This window comes from Erythrobacter sp. GH1-10, assembly GCF_045363165.1.
Lineage (GTDB): Bacteria > Pseudomonadota > Alphaproteobacteria > Sphingomonadales > Sphingomonadaceae > Erythrobacter.
This window is the reverse complement of sequence record NZ_JBJFLP010000001.1, coordinates 701,321-715,924: the sequence shown is the minus strand read 5'-3', so window position 1 is coordinate 715,924 and position 14,604 is coordinate 701,321. Positions and strand designations below refer to the sequence as shown.

Below are 14,604 nucleotides of genomic sequence, written 5' to 3'. Positions count from 1 at the left end.
CGCCTGAGGGCGCCAGAAAACTACGCGCAGAGCTTCTTGCGGCCGCGCTTGCGACGGGCGCGCAGGACCTTGCGGCCGCCCGGCGTTGCCTTGCGCGCGAAGAAACCGTGCCGACGGGCACGCACGAGATTGCTAGGCTGAAAAGTCCGCTTCATATCGTCCTCGAGTAACTGGTTCGGCGGGCGTCCTCGCGGGTCTTCCCGCGCCGGTGCTCGCCAATAAAAAAGCGGCCACCGATCAAGGCAGCCGGATCAGGTGCGCGCAACTATGGGAAACCGGCACGTGAGTCAAGCGATCTGACGGGGTCACAGTCCGGACGGCACCAGCCCGTCGGAATAGGCAATGCGCGGCGCCTCGGCGACGATCACCGCGAGTTCCACCGGCTCCGTAGCCAGCTCCGGCAGGGACAGGGGAGCCTCCCGCATCGCAAAGCTCGGTGCCCGGCTTTCCGGGGCGATCCACGGCTCCATGTCGGCGGCGCGAAGCCACAGCGCGGCGGCGTGCGGGACCGAGTTGGTCATGGCGTAGAAATCGCGGGCGCGCGCCTCGCTCATGCCCATCTCGACGTAGTAATCGAGATAGAGCCGGTTCTCCGGCGCGTCGGGCGCGAAATCGCCCGGCTCGCGGCCATAATTGTCGAGCCACGAATGGACTGCGAATTGCGCACCCGGCTCCATCGTCCGGGTCGCCCCGGCAAGGAACAGCTCGACCGCACCCGAGCGCACCGATCCATTGCCAGGAACATGCGTGGCGATCCCCGCCTCGCGAATGCGGCGTCCGACGGCAAGGTTGGCGATGTCGTTGCGCGTGCCCGGCGCCTCGACCATTTCGAGCACTTCGAGCTGCGGAAAGTCTCGCAGCATCGCGTCGAACTGCGCCGGGCTGCCGATTCCGGTCGATCCGACCAAGGCGGCGCGTCTCGCATCAAGAACGCGGAACGGCCCGTATTGCCCAATCGGCACCCGGGCATCGCCCGGACGCTCGGGCATCGCATACCGCGACGCGGCCTCTTCGGTTTCGGTGAATTCGGAAACGACTTCGCCATTGACGATGACGGTCGTGGTGGTCGTGACGGTCTGGGCGGGTGCAGCGCTCGCATCCGCTTCGATCCGGACCCAGCTCTGGCTTGCCGGGTCCCATTCCTCGACCCAGCTGGTCGTGGAAACCACCCGCGCGCCATACTGCCCCTGCGCCGCGAGGATCGACGGCACGAAAAGCAGTTGCAGCGCGGCAAGCAAAGCGGCGAAACGTTTCATCCCGATAGGGATGCCGCCCGCGCCTTTTAGGAAGTGCGAAGGTTTATCCTTGCGAAACTCTTACGCTGTAGACCTTCGCGCTCGACAATTAGTGTCCAACCCGCCACAAATACGGGACTTTACGTAAGCGGGGGTGGGCCGGGTTCATGGTCGCGCTGGTCAGGACTGTTGCCTATCTCGGGCTGGAGGCGCGGCGCGTCGAGGTCCAATGCCAGGTCGCGCCCGGTCTCCCGCGCTTCAGCATCGTCGGCCTGCCCGACAAGGCGGTAAGCGAAAGCCGCGAGCGGGTGCAGGCGGCGCTTTCCGCGATGGGTCTCGCGCTGCCGCCCAAGCGGATTACGATCAACCTCTCTCCCGCAGACCTGCCCAAAGACGGATCGCATTACGACCTGCCGATCGCACTGGCGCTGCTCGCGGCGATGGGCGTGACCGATGCCGAGCAGTTGGGCGACTGGATCGCGGTCGGCGAATTGTCGCTGGACGGGCGGATCGTCGCCAGCCCCGGCGTGCTGATCGCGGCGCTGCACGCGAGCGAGCAGGAATGCGGGCTGATCTGCCCCTTCGATCAGGGATCGGAGGCCAAATGGGCAAGCGGCGTGCCGGTGCTCGCCCCGCGGGACCTCACATCGCTGCTGGGTCATCTCAAGGGCTCGCAAGTGCTCGAAGAGCCCACGCGCGGCGATGTCGCCGATCCGCCGCCGGTGACCGATCTCAGACAGGTGAAGGGTCAGGAAACCGCCAAGCGCGCGCTCGAAATCGCGGCGGCGGGCGGACATAATCTGCTGATGGTCGGGCCGCCCGGATCGGGCAAGAGCCTGCTCGCCTCGTGCCTGCCCGGCATCCTGCCCGAACTCACGCCGTCCGAAGCGCTCGAAGTGTCGATGGTGCAATCGGTCGCCGGAATGCTCGATGCGGGGCGGATCAGTCGCGCCCGCCCGTTCCGCGCGCCGCACCATTCGGCGAGCATGGCCGCGCTGACCGGCGGCGGGTTGAAGGTGCGCCCCGGCGAGGTCTCGTTAGCCCATCTCGGCGTGTTGTTTCTCGACGAATTGCCCGAATTCCAGCGCCCCGTCCTCGATTCGCTGCGCCAGCCGCTCGAAACCGGGCAGGTCGATGTCGCGCGCGCCAATGCGCATGTGACCTTCCCCGCTCGGGTGCAACTGATCGCGGCGATGAACCCCTGCCGATGCGGGCATGCGGGCGAGCCGGGCCATGTCTGCGCACGCGGCCCGCGCTGCGCGACCGAGTACCAGGCGCGGCTCTCCGGCCCGCTGCTCGACCGGATCGACCTCCATGTCGAAGTCGGCGCGGTCTCGGCGATGGACCTCGGGCTTCCCCCGCCTGCCGAGGGAAGCGAGCAGGTCGCCGCGAGGGTGGCCGCGGCGCGCACACTGCAATCGGCGCGCGGGGTGCGCTCGAATGCCGAACTCGAAGGCGAGAAACTGGAGCGCCACGCCCAGCCCGACGAGGCGGGCAAGCACCTGCTGATGCAGGCGGCGGAGAAGCTGCGGCTATCGGCGCGCGGATACACGCGGATGCTGCGGGTCTCGCGGACCATCGCCGATCTGGCGGGCGCCGAGCAGGTCGGGCGCGTGCATGTTGCGGAGGCGTTGAGCTACCGCCAGACGATCGGGGTGCGTTAGGCTGCCGCGTTGCGCACGACGTCGACGAATTCCGCACCCCAGGTTTCGAGCTTCTTGTCGCCGACGCCCTGTATCCGCGACAGTTCGGACAGGGTCTCGGGCCGCTCCGCCGCCATCGCGCGCAGCACGCTGTCGTGGAAGATGATATAGGCGGGGATGCCGCGTTCCTTGGCGAGTTCGGCGCGTTTTGCGCGGAGCGCGTCGAACAGCGGATTGCCGACCGGATTGGCTTCCGCACCCTTGCGCTGGCGGCGTTTCTTCGCGGGCGGCTCGGCGATCAGGACCGCGCGCTCGTCCCGCAGCACTTCGCGCGCGGTGCTTCCGAGCGCCATCCCGCCATGGTCGGTGGCCACCAGCATCTCGTGCGCCATCAGGTTGCGCATCACCGGCTTCAGAAGCGGCGCTTCGTCCTCGCCGAGAATGCCGAACACCGAGAGCTTGTCGTGGCCGCGCTGGATCACGCGATCGTCGTCGCGCCCGAGCAGCACCTTCTCGACATGACCGAGGCCGAAACTCTGCCCGGTGCGGTAGACCGCCGACAGCAGCTTGCGCGCGGTTTCGGTAACGTCGATCACCTTGGGCGGCTCGAGGCAGTTGTCGCAATTGCCGCAGGTCCTGGGCGGCTCTTCGCCGAAATGCCTCAAGAGGATCGCGCGGCGGCAGGTCGGAGCTTCGACCAGTGCGGCGAGCGCGTTGAGGCGCGCGCGTTCGCCGGCAAGGCGCGCTTCTTCGACATCGCCGAGCCATTGGCGGGCCTTGGCGAAATCGGTGGCGCTCCAGAACAATTGCGCTTCTGCCGGATCGCCGTCGCGGCCCGCGCGGCCGGTTTCCTGGTAATACGCCTCGATCGACTTGGGCAGGCCCGCATGGACGACGAAGCGGACGTCGGGTTTGTCGATTCCCATGCCGAAGGCGATGGTGGCGACGATCACCATATCGTCCGACCGGACGAAGTCGGATTGCACCCGCGCGCGCTCCTCGGGCGGCAGGCCCGCGTGATAGAAGCCGGTTTCGCGCCCGGTCTGGGCGATGGCCTGCGCGAGCTTTTCGGTCGCGGCGCGGCTGGTGGCGTAGACAATCCCCGCACCCGGTGTGCGCGCGACGAAATCGGCGACTTGTCTTGCGCCGTTCTGGCGGGGTTGGATCGCATAGCGGATATTGGGCCGGTCGAACCCGGCCACGATAAGCCCGTCGTCTGGAATGCCGAGCTGCACGAGGATGTCGGCGCGGGTCGCCTTGTCGGCGGTCGCGGTGAGCGCAAGCCTCGGGACATGCCCGAAACGGTCGAGCATCGGGCGCAGCTGGCGATAATCGGGCCGGAAATCGTGACCCCATTCGGAGACGCAGTGCGCCTCGTCGATCGCGAATAGCGAGATGTCCGCGGTGTCGAGCAGCGCGCGGAAACCGCCGGTGTTGGCGCGCTCGGGGGCGACATAAAGCAGGTCGAGCTCGCCGCTGCGCAAGGCCTGGGCGGTCGCCGCGTTGTCGGCATCGGCGCTGGTCATCGACGCGGCGCGGATGCCGACCGCCTCAGCCGCGCGGATCTGGTCGTGCATCAAAGCGATCAGCGGCGAGACGACGATCGCGGTGCCGGGCCGGGCCACGGCGGGCAGCTGGTAGCAGAGCGACTTGCCCGCGCCCGTGGGCATCAGCGCGCAGGTGTGCTGGCCTTCCATAATCCGCGCAACAACCGCCTCCTGCTTGCCGCGGAAACCCGAGAAGCCGAAGGTATGGCGCAGGATATCTTGCAGATCGGCGCTGTCGGTGGCCGTCATGTGACCTCGGCGGGGTGGTGGGTGCGGCGCGCGGGCCGCGGGGGCTGTCTCAACCCGTAGCCGCTGCTTTCGCCGCTTCAAGGTCTACCACATCGCCTTTGCCCAGATGATCACCCGAAGTGGCGATGGTGCCATCCGCGCGCTTGCCGAGATCTTCGGGGCGAACCAGTCGCAGATCGGTGTGATCGAGGATGCGCCCGTCATGGGCGAGGATCGAGACAGGGCCGATCGGCAGCCGGTCACGTTCGTCGACGAGAACCGGGTTTTCCTTCATCTCGGTGCCGTATTTCTGGCCCCATTGACGCAGCGCGATCATCGCGGGGAGCAGGTCGAAACCCTTTTCGGTCAGGCGGTATTCGATCTTGCGGCGATCATCGGCGCAAGGCTCGCGCTTGAGGATGCCATGTTCGACCAGCTTGGCGAGCCGGTTGGAGAGGATGTTGCGCGCAATCCCGAGTTCGCTGAGGAATTCCTCGAAATGCTTCAGCCCGTTGAAGCTCGCGCGAAGGATCATGAACGACCAGCGTTCGCCCATCACTTCAAGCGCTTGTGGCAGACCGCATTCGATCAGCTCGCGCAGTGGTTCTCTCATGTCGCCCATATCAGTCCCTTCCGTGCAACCTATTTAGCCGGAAATTCCCGGAAGGCAAAATCGCCCGAATCCCGGCACTGAAAATAATTTCAGTTTTGAGTTGCAACTTAAAACCTAACCGCATAGGTAGTGATTCGCAACTGGTTTTGATTCGAAACCTGATTCGCACAAACCGAGTGAAATGCAAGCCCGCCTTACCGCACGATCCGCGAAAGGAATTTTACGATGAACCTCTCCCTCAAAGCCTCCAGCCGCATCTCCATCTTTGTCTCGGCCATCGCCTACACGGCCTTGACGTTCGGCACAGCGGTCGCTCCGGCACCACTTTCGGCGCAGGGCGGCGCCTATTACACCGCCACCCTTGCCCAGCCCGCCGAGGACGACCGCGCGGTTGCCGGCGGCGTCGCCTGGGCCTGCGAAGGCACCACCTGCGTCGCCAACAAGGGCACCAGCCGCCCGATGCGCATTTGCCGCGGCCTCGCCCGCGAGTTCGGTGAAATCACCAGCTTCAAGACCGAAGGCGAGGAACTCGCCGAGGACAAGCTGGCCAAGTGCAACGGCAACTGAGCCGCTGACTGCATACGCGGACAATCCCCCGCGTTCCCCCCTCCGTCCGGTCACTCTCCACATCCGGACGGAGCCAAAAAACCCCCGGAGCCGCGATCCCCAGCGATGCTCCGGGGGTGTTTTTGTTTAAAGAAAGCCGGACGCCGAGAGTTGCAACTCGAGCGTTGCGGCATCGGTGAACAGATGCGCGTCCCAGCCGCGCTCCCTCGCAGCCTCGACATTGGCGGGATTGTCGTCGGTGAAGAACAGCTCCCCGCCACTGCGACCGCTGCGCCGCTCGACGATCTCGTAAATGCGCGCATCCGGCTTGGCGACCTGCTCGGTGCCAGAGACGATGATGTCCTCGAAGCGCCGGAAGATCGGCTCGGTCGGATGGAAGGTTTCCCAGAATTCGTGGCCGAAATTGGTCAGGCAGAACAGCGGCACACCCCGCTCGTCGAGCCGTTCGACCAGTGCGTGGGTTCCCTCTACCGGACCCGGCACGGTTTCATTGAAGCGCTCGGCATAGGCGCGGATGTGGGATTCATAGGCAGGGTATTCGGCTATCCGTTCGGGCACCATCTCGGCGAGGGGGCGACCCCGGTCGTGCTGGAAGTGCCACTCCTCTGTGACGACGTTCGACAGGAACCAGTCGAGTTCCTGGCGGTCCTCGATCAGCTTCTCGAACAGCGCGCGCAGCTGCCAATGAAACAGCACCCGCCCGACATCGAAAACCACCGCCTTGCGCAATTCACCACCTCCTCAAACGGCTGCGGCCCGCTCTCCGACGGGAGGCGGGCCGCTGCGTCTGAACGATCACCCGCAGGCGACCGGCCACTCTATCGCTTAACCCTGGCGGGCCTTGAAGCGACGGTTGGTCTTGTTGATGACATAAGTGCGACCGCGACGGCGGATTACACGGCAGTCACGATGGCGGTTCTTCAGCGACTTGAGGCTGTTGCGGACTTTCATTTCGGGTTCCTGCGAATAAAAAAGCACCGGAGAGCGTCTCCGATGCCGGAATATCAGGGTGCGCAGCTAGGGTGCGAATCGCGAAAAGTCAACCGTCTCCTCTGATCTCGGACAGCTTGCGCTCCCATGCGAGCGCGTGGCCGATGATCGTATCGAGATCGGCATATTGCGACTGCCACGGGAGCGTGGCCCGGATGCGCGCAGGGTCGGAAACAAGCGAACCGGCATCGCCCGCGCGGCGCGGTTCGATCCGGCGCTCGATTGTCATGTTGGTCACCCGGTCGACAGCGTCGAGCACCTCCATCACCGAGAAGCCGCGCCCGTAGCCGCAATTCATCGTCAAAGAGCGCTGCGGCTGCGCAATCAGAGCCTCGAGCGCGAGCAGGTGCGCGGCGGCGAGGTCGCTCACATGGATGTAGTCGCGCACTCCGGTGCCATCGGGCGTGTCGTAATCGGTGCCGTAAACGCTGACGAAGTCGCGCTTGCCGAGCGCCGCCTCGACCGCGACCTTGATCAGGTGCGTCGCCCCCGCGGTCGACTGGCCCGAGCGCGCGCGCGGATCGGCCCCGGCGACGTTGAAGTACCGCAGCGCGCAATAATTGATCGGGTGCGCGTTGGCCGTGTCGGCGAGCATCTGCTCGGTCATCAGCTTCGACCAGCCATAGGGGTTGATCGGGATGCGCGGCGTCTCCTCGGTCACCGGCGAGACTTCGGGCATGCCGTAGGTCGCAGCGGTCGAGGAGAAGATGAAATGCGGCACATGCCCCTTCACCGCCGCCGCGATCAGCGCGCGGCTCTTCACCGTGTTGTTGTGATAGTATTTGAGCGGATCGGAAACGCTTTCGGGCACCACGATCGATCCGGCGAAATGCATGATCGCACCGACACCCTGCTCGGCGACAATGCGGGCGAGCAGGTCGCCATCCTCGATATCGCCTTCATAAAGCGGCACGTCGTCGGGCACGGCGAAACGGAATCCGGTGGAAAGGTTGTCGATCACCGCCACCGGCCAGCCCGCATCCTTGAGCGCCAGAACGGCATGGCTGCCGATATAGCCCGCGCCGCCGGTAACGAGGACGCAAGGTTTTGCTGCTTGAGATGCGGTTTCGACCATGGCCTGCGCCCATACCAGAGAACGCCTGCAAATAAATGAACATGTCCCAAGCCATTGCGGGCTTTTGCACAGCGGACCGACCGCCCTATAAGGCGGGGAAGAGAGAGGAGCCTGCCATGTCGCACGCACGCCGCCCACTGCAACTTGCCGCCGCAACCGCCTTGGCCCTTGGCCTCGGAGCCTGCGCGGGCACCTACACCGGCCCGGTCGAAGTCACCCGTTTCATCGCCGAAAACCCCGATGGCCTTGGGCAGGGCAACATCACGCTGGTCTTTCCGGACCAGATTTCCAATGAGCGGGTCCGCAGCGCCTTCGCCGGTGCGGTGGCGGAAGAACTCGGCACTCTCGGCTACGAACTCGTGATGACCGAAGGCCCCGGCACGCAGGTCGCCAGCGTCCGCACCAGCCGCAATCCGATCGAAGGAGCAGGCGTTCGCCGACGCAGCCCGGTGACAGTGGGCGGAGGAGCCAGCACCGGCACCTATGGCAGCGGCGTCGGCCTCGGTATCGGCATCAATCTCGGCGGCGGCGAGCGCGGACCCGCAGTGGTGACCGAGCTTTCGGTGCGCATATCGAGCGCCGGGGGCGACACGCTCTGGGAAGGCCGCGCCGAACTGCCGACCAGCGTCAAGTCTCCCTATTCCGAAGTCGATGCGAGCGCCCGCACGCTTGCAGCGGCGCTGTTCCGGGATTTTCCGGGTGGCAATGGCGAAACGGTGCAACTAACGGTCGATGAAATCGAAAGGACCCCATGACCTCCCTATTCATCGACGCCGCTTTCGACAGCGGCAATATCGACGTACTTTCCATCGACGGTAACACGGCACGGCTGGCGATCCGCAAGGACCACCAGAGCGAATTCGCGCAGTGGTTCCATTTCCGCATGACCGGCGCGGCCGGTGCCGAGGTCGAGCTCAAGATCACCGGCCTCAATGGCAGCGCCTATCCCGGCGGCTGGCCGGATTACGACGCCTGCGTATCGGAAGACCGCGAATACTGGGCGCGCGCTGCCTCGTCCTTCGACAAGGATGAAGATAACGGCACGCTGACGATCCGCTACACGCCTGCCTCGAACGTCGCCTGGTTCGCCTATTTCGCGCCCTATTCGATGGAGCGCCACCACGATCTCGTCGCCGAGGCGGTCGCGTGCGAAGGTGTCGAACTGGTGCGGCTCACCACCACGCATGACGGGCAGCCGCTCGACATGCTGGAGATGGGCGAGGGCGACAAGCAGGTGTGGCTCTACGCCCGCCAGCATCCGGGCGAAACGCAGGCCGAATGGTGGATGGAAGGCGCGCTCGAATGCCTCACCGATCCGACCGATCCGGTCGCGCGCGGCCTGCGCAAGCTCTGCCGCCTGCACATCGTCCCCAACTGCAACCCCGACGGATCGCGCCGGGGCCACCTGCGCACCAACGCCGTGGGCACCAACCTCAACCGCGAATGGGACAACCCGACACCGGAAAAATCACCCGAAGTGCTCGCGATCCGCGACCGGATGGACGTAACCGGCGTCGACTATGCGATGGACGTCCATGGCGACGAAGCGATCCCGGCGGTGTTCCTTGCCGGATACGAAGGCATCCCGAGCTGGACCGACGAGCTTGGCGAGCAGTTCTACCGCTACCAGCGGATCCTCGACCGCCGCACGCCCGACTTCCAGACCGCGCTCGGCTATCCGAAGGCTTCGCCGGGCAAGGGCAACCTGTCGATGAGCACCAACCAGGTGGCCGAGCGCTTTCGCGCCTGCGCGATGACGCTGGAAATGCCCTACAAGGATCTCGCCGATTTCCCCGAGCCCGAACAGGGTTGGTCGCCCGAGCGCTGCAAGCTGCTCGCGCGCGAATGCCTTGCCGCGCTGCTCGAATGGCTCGAGACCGAGGAAGGCTGAGGCTTTTTGCGTAGCTCCATGCTATGCCTTTACCGATCGCAAGGAGTGGAAAGGCCATGGTCGCAAACCGGTTTTCGCTGAACCGCAGGATGGTGCTTGCCGGATTGGGGGTTGGCGCTGTGCTGGCCGCTGCGCCAGTGCGCGCGCAGGGCCTCAGGCTTTCCTCGATCCTCGGCAGGGCGACCGACAGCGCGCTCGACAAGCTCGCCCAGCCCGGCGCGTTCTACAACGACGAGGACATCCGTATCGGCCTGCCGATCGTCGGCAATCTCGGCGGACGCAGCGGCGGTCTGTTGGGATCGCTGCTTAGCGCCGGCAACCGGCTGGGCGTTCTCGGAGACATCACCCGCAAGATCAACGATGCCGCTGGCGTTGCGGCCGGCGAGGCCAAGCCGATCTTCCACGACGCGATCGACGATCTGTCTTTCAGCGATGCGCCGGGCATCATTCGCGAGGCGGATGGCGGCACACAATACCTGCGCCGCTCCTCCAACGAGCGACTGCACGGCCGGCTCGAACCGCTCGTTGACGATGCTCTCGACGAACTCGGTGTATACAGGCAATTCGATGGTCTCGCCGAGGAACACAGCTTTATCCGCGATGCCGGGCTCGACCGCCAAAGCATCAACAAATCCGTGACCGACCAGGGTCTCGACGGGATCTTCGCCTATATCGGCAGGGAAGAACGCGAATTCCGCAGAAATCCGCTAGGCGGGCTGTTCGGCCAATAGCGGGCAACCACCGCCCGATCGATTGTATTTGGGCGACATTGTACGTTGCAGAACTGCAACAAGACTGCGGATTTGGCGCAGGACCGTCCGAATATCCTTTCGATTGACCACTGTCGGGCATATTCGTGCGCGAGTTCAAAAGAGTGGAGTTCCCATGAAAAAGTTTACGATCCTGGCTGCAGCCGCTGCTGCGACCTTCGCAACCCCGGCATTCGCGCAGGATGACGGCACCGGCGACAATGGCGGTTTCTTCATCGGCGCGGTTGGCGGTTATGACGTGATCAACCTCGAAGAAGGTGGCAACGACGCCGACGACACCGGTCTCGTCTACGGCCTGACCGCAGGATACGATGTCGACACCGGCAAGGCTATCATCGGCATCGAAGCCGAAGTGACCGACACGACCATCAGCGACGACGTCGGCGATGCAGGCCTCGACATCTACGGTGGCGTGCGTCTCGGTTACGAGATGGACGACAACGACATCATCTACGTCAAGGCCGGCTATTCGAACGTTGATATCGACTTTGTCGACAACCTCGAAGGTATCCGCGTCGGCGCCGGTTTCGAGCACAATTTCGGCGGCTTCGTCGGCCGGTTCGAATATCGCTATTCGAACTACAACGTCAGCGACGTGCTGCTTATCGACGTGAACGGCAACCGTCACCAGGCGGTGTTCACGCTCGGCGCCAAATTCTGATCACACCGATCAAACGATAAATCGAAAGGGGACCGTGGGCGCTGGCCTCCGGTCCCCTTTCTGTATCTGTGCGGCGCTTGGTCTCAGTCCAGATGCGCAGGCCCGAATGCGTGCGGGAGCAGCGTGGAAAGCTTCACCTCGCGCACTTCTTCCGATCCGACGCAGAGGATGCGCGGATCGGTGTTCCCCAACTGCGCGATTTCGTTGAGCACCTGCCGGCAGCGGCCACACGGCGTGATGGGCGCACCGTCGCCCTTGTCTTCCGGCCCGACCACCGCCACGCCGATCAGCCCGCCGCGTCGGCCTTCGCCCATGGCTTTCGCCACAGCTACCGTCTCCGCACACAGCGCGAGGCCGTAGCTGGCGTTTTCGATATTGGTCCCGGTCACGATCGCGCCGTCGTCGAACAGCAGCGCCGCCCCCACGGCGTATTTCGAATAAGGCGACCACGAATGCTGCGCGGCTCCGCGCGCTGCGGCAATCAGGTCCTCCGCTTTCACTTCTGCACCACCACCCATTCGATCGGCTCCTCCGAAGCTGCGGTTACCAACTGGCTGTTGGCGCTCCATAGCAACCATGGCCGCCCGGCGTAATCGGGGCGAGCACGGTCGCGCATCAGCCACAGGTCGCGTTCCATGCTGCGCGCGGTGCCATGGCGCGCCTCGAACGCGTCGCCCAGCTTCAGGATCACCGGCTTGCCCGCGTGCATCTCGATCTGGTTGACGAGCGTGAGCAGTTCGCTTTCGACCGCGGCATCGCTGACCGCCGGTTCGCACCCGTCCCCGACCCGCTCGAGCGCGATCGCCGGAGGCAACTGGTCGGCGCTGCGCGGCACCATCCGGGTAAAGCGCGAACTCTGCGGATCGGCCCGCAGGCATGGATCGAAGGGATAGATCACCCCGACCTTGAGACCCGCCTCTCCCGCCGCTTCCAGCCGCGCGGCAAAGCCGGGATCGGGCGCGCCGCCCGGCGGTGCGAGCTCGAGATACACGAAGTCGCCGCCCAACGCTTTCACCGTTTCGAACTTGGTGCCCGATGCCCCGCTCGCGATCACCGCCCCCTGTTCGGGATAGGTCGCCTCGTCGGGGCGCCATTCGCGCATGTCCCACCAGAACCATGCCGCAAATCCGAGCGCGACGAGCGCGACCAGCGCTGCCAGCCTGAACATCCAGCGGCCCGCGCCGCTCTTTTTGCGCCGGGATCGTGCCACCGCTTCAGCCCTTGATGTGCAGCACGCAGATCAGCGTGAAAAGCCGCCGCGCGGTAGCGAAATCGGTTTCGACCTTGCCGTCGAGACGCTCCATCAGCAGCTCGGCGGCGTTGTTGTGGATGCCGCGCCGGGCCATGTCGATCGTCTCGATCTCCGCCGGGGTCGCTTTGCGGATGGCCTGATAATAGCTGTCGCAGATCGCGAAATACTCGCGAATCGGGCGGCGGAAGCGGGCAAGGCCGATCAGCAGCGTTTCGAGCTCGTTTTCGTCGGTATCGCTGATCTGCATCGCGAGGCGTCCGTCGCGGACGCCCAGATGCAGGCGATAGGGACCTTGCGCCCCGCGCTCGGCCGAGCGGCAGGGCTTGAACGTGTTTTCCTCGATCAGATCGTAGATCGCGACCCGCCGTTCCTGTTCGACATCGGCATTGCGCCACAGGATCGTCTCTTCGTCGAGAGCGATGTGGGCAATGCGATGTTTGCCGGAAGGCGTAGTCGCGGAATCGGTCGGCAGGTCGGCCATCTGGAACGCCATCGCACTTCGCAGGTGCGGTATTCAAGCACTTCGATAATCCATCCACGCTATCCACAGCGATGTGCGGCGATTTTACCGCTTCCGGGCATTGCCACTTGCCCTGCCGACGCCCATCAGACTGCGCATGGCCGAAGCGAAACCTCTCTCCCTCGTCGACTCCGATTCCGACACCGCGCGCAAGCTCCCGTCCAACCTCGAGGCGGAGGCGGCGTTCCTCGGCGCGGTGCTGATCGACAACCGCGTGATCGAGGAATTGCAAACTCCGATCCGGCCCGACCATTTCTTCGAACCGCTGCACCAGCGCATCTACGAGCGCGTGCTGACACTGATCGAGCGCAACGCGACCGCATCGCCGGTGACGCTGCGGCCCTATTTCGAAGCCGACGAAGCGCTGAAGGATCTGGGCGGGACCAAATATCTCGCGCAGCTGACCGCGAATGGCGCGGGCCTGCTCGCTCCGCGCGAACTGGCGCAACAGATTTACGACCTTGCGCTTCTGCGCGAGCTCGTCAGCGTCGGGCGCGGTCTGGTCGAGGGCGCGCTCGACACCTCCGAAGAGGTCGATCCGATGGACCGGATCAGCCAGGCCGAAGCCGATCTGTTCAAGGTTGCCGAAGGGGCCGCGACCGGCAACGAGGCGGCAAGTTTTCGCGATGCCGCGCTGACCGCGATCAAGATGGCCGAAGCGGCGATGAATTCGGGCGGCGGGCTTTCGGGCAAGACCACCGGGCTCGAAGTGATCGACCAGAAAACCGCAGGCCTTCACAGCTCGGACCTCGTGATCCTCGCCGGGCGGCCGGGTATGGGCAAGACCTCGCTCGCAATGAACATCGCATTCAATTGCGCCGAAGCGCATCTCGAATGGCAGCGCGATGGCGGCGAGTTCAATTACGGCGCGCCGACCGCGTTCTTCAGCCTCGAAATGAGCGCCGACCAGCTGGCGACGCGTATCCTCGCCGAACAGGCCGAGATCCCTTCGGAGACGCTGCGCACCGGCAAGATGAGCCGCGACGATTTCCAGCGCCTCAGCTTTGCAAGCCAGCGCCTCGCCGAACTGCCGCTCTACATCGACGACACCCCCGCCCTCACCATCGGCGGGCTGCGCACCCGCGCGCGGCGGTTGAAACGGCGTCACGATATCGGCCTGATCGTGGTCGACTATCTCCAGCTGCTGCAGGGTTCGGGCCGCGCCAACGACAACCGCGTCAACGAAATCTCCGAGATCAGCCGCGGACTGAAGACGCTCGCCAAAGAACTCTCGGTCCCGGTCATCGCGCTGTCGCAGCTTTCGCGTGCGGTGGAGCAGCGCGAAGACAAGCGTCCGATGCTGTCGGACCTGCGCGAATCCGGCTCGATCGAGCAGGACGCCGACATGGTGTGGTTCATCTACCGCGCCGATTACTATCACGAAGCGATCCGGCCCGACATGCCAAGCGAGACGAGCAGCGCCGACGTTGTCGAGAAATACGCGACTTGGGAACAGCGCTATCTCGAACTCAAGAACAAGGCGACGCTGATCGTCGCCAAGCAGCGCCACGGCTCGACCGGCAATGTGCCGCTCCACTTCCAGAGCGAGATCACCAAGTTCACCTCGCCCAACAAGCGCGATTACTCGGACTACGGATACGAGTAGACAGGC

The 14,604-nt window shown here is 64.8% G+C and carries 17 protein-coding genes; 7 read left to right on the top strand and 10 right to left on the bottom strand.

Features of this window, described 5'->3' with window-relative positions:
* Positions 1-20: 20 nt before the first annotated feature.
* Together rpmH and ACI5KX_RS03540 are read right to left on the bottom strand one after the other, a co-directional pair.
* Positions 21-155 (bottom strand): 50S ribosomal protein L34, encoded by a 135-nt coding sequence (rpmH, locus tag ACI5KX_RS03545; RefSeq protein WP_034955521.1) that lies wholly within the window; start codon positions 153-155, stop codon positions 21-23.
* Between the two features lie 150 nt (positions 156-305).
* On the bottom strand, positions 306-1,256 hold the full coding sequence (locus ACI5KX_RS03540; RefSeq protein WP_406809293.1) for an alpha/beta hydrolase: 951 nt from the start codon (positions 1,254-1,256) through the stop codon (positions 306-308).
* A 146-nt stretch (positions 1,257-1,402) separates the two neighbouring features.
* Between ACI5KX_RS03540 and ACI5KX_RS03535 the strand changes: the two genes are divergently transcribed.
* Positions 1,403-2,899 (top strand): YifB family Mg chelatase-like AAA ATPase, encoded by a 1,497-nt coding sequence (locus ACI5KX_RS03535; RefSeq protein ID WP_406809292.1) that lies wholly within the window; start codon positions 1,403-1,405, stop codon positions 2,897-2,899.
* Here the strand turns inward: ACI5KX_RS03535 and recQ are convergent.
* A complete protein-coding gene (gene recQ, locus ACI5KX_RS03530; protein WP_406809291.1) occupies positions 2,896-4,674 on the bottom strand; it encodes a DNA helicase RecQ in 1,779 nt (592 codons plus the stop codon). The genes ACI5KX_RS03535 and recQ overlap by 4 nt on opposite strands.
* 49 nt (positions 4,675-4,723) lie before the next feature.
* A complete protein-coding gene (locus tag ACI5KX_RS03525; protein ID WP_406809290.1) occupies positions 4,724-5,275 on the bottom strand; it encodes a winged helix-turn-helix transcriptional regulator in 552 nt (183 codons plus the stop codon).
* Positions 5,276-5,491: 216 nt separating this feature from the next.
* Between ACI5KX_RS03525 and ACI5KX_RS03520 the strand changes: the two genes are divergently transcribed.
* Entirely contained in the window at positions 5,492-5,833 is a 342-nt protein-coding gene (locus tag ACI5KX_RS03520) for a CC_3452 family protein (RefSeq protein ID WP_406809289.1), read from the top strand.
* Positions 5,834-5,959: 126 nt separating this feature from the next.
* Here the strand turns inward: ACI5KX_RS03520 and ACI5KX_RS03515 are convergent, their stop codons facing one another.
* The 3 genes from ACI5KX_RS03515 to galE form a co-directional block, all read right to left on the bottom strand.
* On the bottom strand, positions 5,960-6,562 hold the full coding sequence (locus tag ACI5KX_RS03515) for an HAD family hydrolase (RefSeq protein ID WP_406809288.1): 603 nt from the start codon (positions 6,560-6,562) through the stop codon (positions 5,960-5,962).
* 96 nt (positions 6,563-6,658) lie between these two features.
* On the bottom strand, positions 6,659-6,784 hold the full coding sequence (gene ykgO, locus ACI5KX_RS03510) for a type B 50S ribosomal protein L36 (RefSeq protein ID WP_011415100.1): 126 nt from the start codon (positions 6,782-6,784) through the stop codon (positions 6,659-6,661).
* 88 nt (positions 6,785-6,872) lie between these two features.
* Positions 6,873-7,898, bottom strand: coding sequence for a UDP-glucose 4-epimerase GalE (galE, locus tag ACI5KX_RS03505; RefSeq protein WP_406809287.1), 1,026 nt, complete (start codon positions 7,896-7,898; stop codon positions 6,873-6,875).
* A gap of 116 nt (positions 7,899-8,014) precedes the next feature.
* Between galE and ACI5KX_RS03500 the strand changes: the two genes are divergently transcribed.
* The 4 genes from ACI5KX_RS03500 (at position 8,015) to ACI5KX_RS03485 (ending at position 11,220) form a co-directional block, all read left to right on the top strand.
* Positions 8,015-8,653 (top strand): hypothetical protein, encoded by a 639-nt coding sequence (locus tag ACI5KX_RS03500; RefSeq protein ID WP_406809286.1) that lies wholly within the window; start codon positions 8,015-8,017, stop codon positions 8,651-8,653.
* Positions 8,650-9,789, top strand: coding sequence for a M14-type cytosolic carboxypeptidase (locus tag ACI5KX_RS03495; protein ID WP_406809285.1), 1,140 nt, complete (start codon positions 8,650-8,652; stop codon positions 9,787-9,789). The genes ACI5KX_RS03500 and ACI5KX_RS03495 overlap by 4 nt, the downstream gene beginning before the upstream one ends.
* A 56-nt stretch (positions 9,790-9,845) precedes the next feature.
* Entirely contained in the window at positions 9,846-10,520 is a 675-nt protein-coding gene (locus ACI5KX_RS03490; RefSeq protein ID WP_406809284.1) for a DUF4197 domain-containing protein, read from the top strand.
* Between the two features lie 154 nt (positions 10,521-10,674).
* Entirely contained in the window at positions 10,675-11,220 is a 546-nt protein-coding gene (locus ACI5KX_RS03485; RefSeq protein ID WP_406809283.1) for an outer membrane protein, read from the top strand.
* An 83-nt stretch (positions 11,221-11,303) separates the two neighbouring features.
* On the opposite strand, the gene ACI5KX_RS03480 is transcribed toward ACI5KX_RS03485, so the two are convergent.
* The 3 genes from ACI5KX_RS03480 to ACI5KX_RS03470 are packed head-to-tail and all read right to left on the bottom strand — an operon-like array spanning position 11,304 to position 12,953.
* A complete protein-coding gene (locus ACI5KX_RS03480) occupies positions 11,304-11,738 on the bottom strand; it encodes a cytidine deaminase (RefSeq protein WP_406809282.1) in 435 nt (144 codons plus the stop codon).
* Positions 11,717-12,430, bottom strand: coding sequence for a glycoside hydrolase family 25 protein (locus ACI5KX_RS03475; protein WP_406809281.1), 714 nt, complete (start codon positions 12,428-12,430; stop codon positions 11,717-11,719). Before ACI5KX_RS03475 ends, ACI5KX_RS03480 begins: the two co-directional genes overlap by 22 nt.
* A 4-nt stretch (positions 12,431-12,434) precedes the next feature.
* Positions 12,435-12,953 carry a UPF0262 family protein gene (locus ACI5KX_RS03470; protein ID WP_406809280.1) on the bottom strand — a complete coding sequence of 173 codons (519 nt, stop codon included), beginning with the start codon at positions 12,951-12,953 and terminating at the stop codon, positions 12,435-12,437.
* A 136-nt stretch (positions 12,954-13,089) separates the two neighbouring features.
* Between ACI5KX_RS03470 and ACI5KX_RS03465 the strand changes: the two genes are divergently transcribed.
* Positions 13,090-14,598 (top strand): replicative DNA helicase, encoded by a 1,509-nt coding sequence (locus ACI5KX_RS03465; RefSeq protein WP_406809279.1) that lies wholly within the window; start codon positions 13,090-13,092, stop codon positions 14,596-14,598.
* Positions 14,599-14,604 lie beyond the last annotated feature (6 nt).

Bases quoted from the DNA above. Each gene is read 5' to 3' on its own strand.
- ACI5KX_RS03540 (WP_406809293.1), bottom strand. From the start codon at position 1,256: ATGAAACGTTTCGCCGCTTTGCTTGCCGCGCTGCAACTGCTTTTCGTG.
- ACI5KX_RS03500 (WP_406809286.1), top strand. From the start codon at position 8,015: ATGTCGCACGCACGCCGCCCACTGCAACTTGCCGCCGCAACCGCCTTG.
- ACI5KX_RS03525 (WP_406809290.1), bottom strand. From the start codon at position 5,275: ATGGGCGACATGAGAGAACCACTGCGCGAGCTGATCGAATGCGGTCTG.
- ykgO (WP_011415100.1), bottom strand. From the start codon at position 6,784: ATGAAAGTCCGCAACAGCCTCAAGTCGCTGAAGAACCGCCATCGTGAC.
- ACI5KX_RS03470 (WP_406809280.1), bottom strand. From the start codon at position 12,953: ATGGCCGACCTGCCGACCGATTCCGCGACTACGCCTTCCGGCAAACAT.
- rpmH (WP_034955521.1), bottom strand. From the start codon at position 155: ATGAAGCGGACTTTTCAGCCTAGCAATCTCGTGCGTGCCCGTCGGCAC.
- ACI5KX_RS03485 (WP_406809283.1), top strand. From the start codon at position 10,675: ATGAAAAAGTTTACGATCCTGGCTGCAGCCGCTGCTGCGACCTTCGCA.
- ACI5KX_RS03535 (WP_406809292.1), top strand. From the start codon at position 1,403: ATGGTCGCGCTGGTCAGGACTGTTGCCTATCTCGGGCTGGAGGCGCGG.
- ACI5KX_RS03480 (WP_406809282.1), bottom strand. From the start codon at position 11,738: ATGGGTGGTGGTGCAGAAGTGAAAGCGGAGGACCTGATTGCCGCAGCG.
- ACI5KX_RS03490 (WP_406809284.1), top strand. From the start codon at position 9,846: ATGGTCGCAAACCGGTTTTCGCTGAACCGCAGGATGGTGCTTGCCGGA.
- galE (WP_406809287.1), bottom strand. From the start codon at position 7,898: ATGGTCGAAACCGCATCTCAAGCAGCAAAACCTTGCGTCCTCGTTACC.
- ACI5KX_RS03495 (WP_406809285.1), top strand. From the start codon at position 8,650: ATGACCTCCCTATTCATCGACGCCGCTTTCGACAGCGGCAATATCGAC.
- ACI5KX_RS03465 (WP_406809279.1), top strand. From the start codon at position 13,090: ATGGCCGAAGCGAAACCTCTCTCCCTCGTCGACTCCGATTCCGACACC.
- recQ (WP_406809291.1), bottom strand. From the start codon at position 4,674: ATGACGGCCACCGACAGCGCCGATCTGCAAGATATCCTGCGCCATACC.
- ACI5KX_RS03520 (WP_406809289.1), top strand. From the start codon at position 5,492: ATGAACCTCTCCCTCAAAGCCTCCAGCCGCATCTCCATCTTTGTCTCG.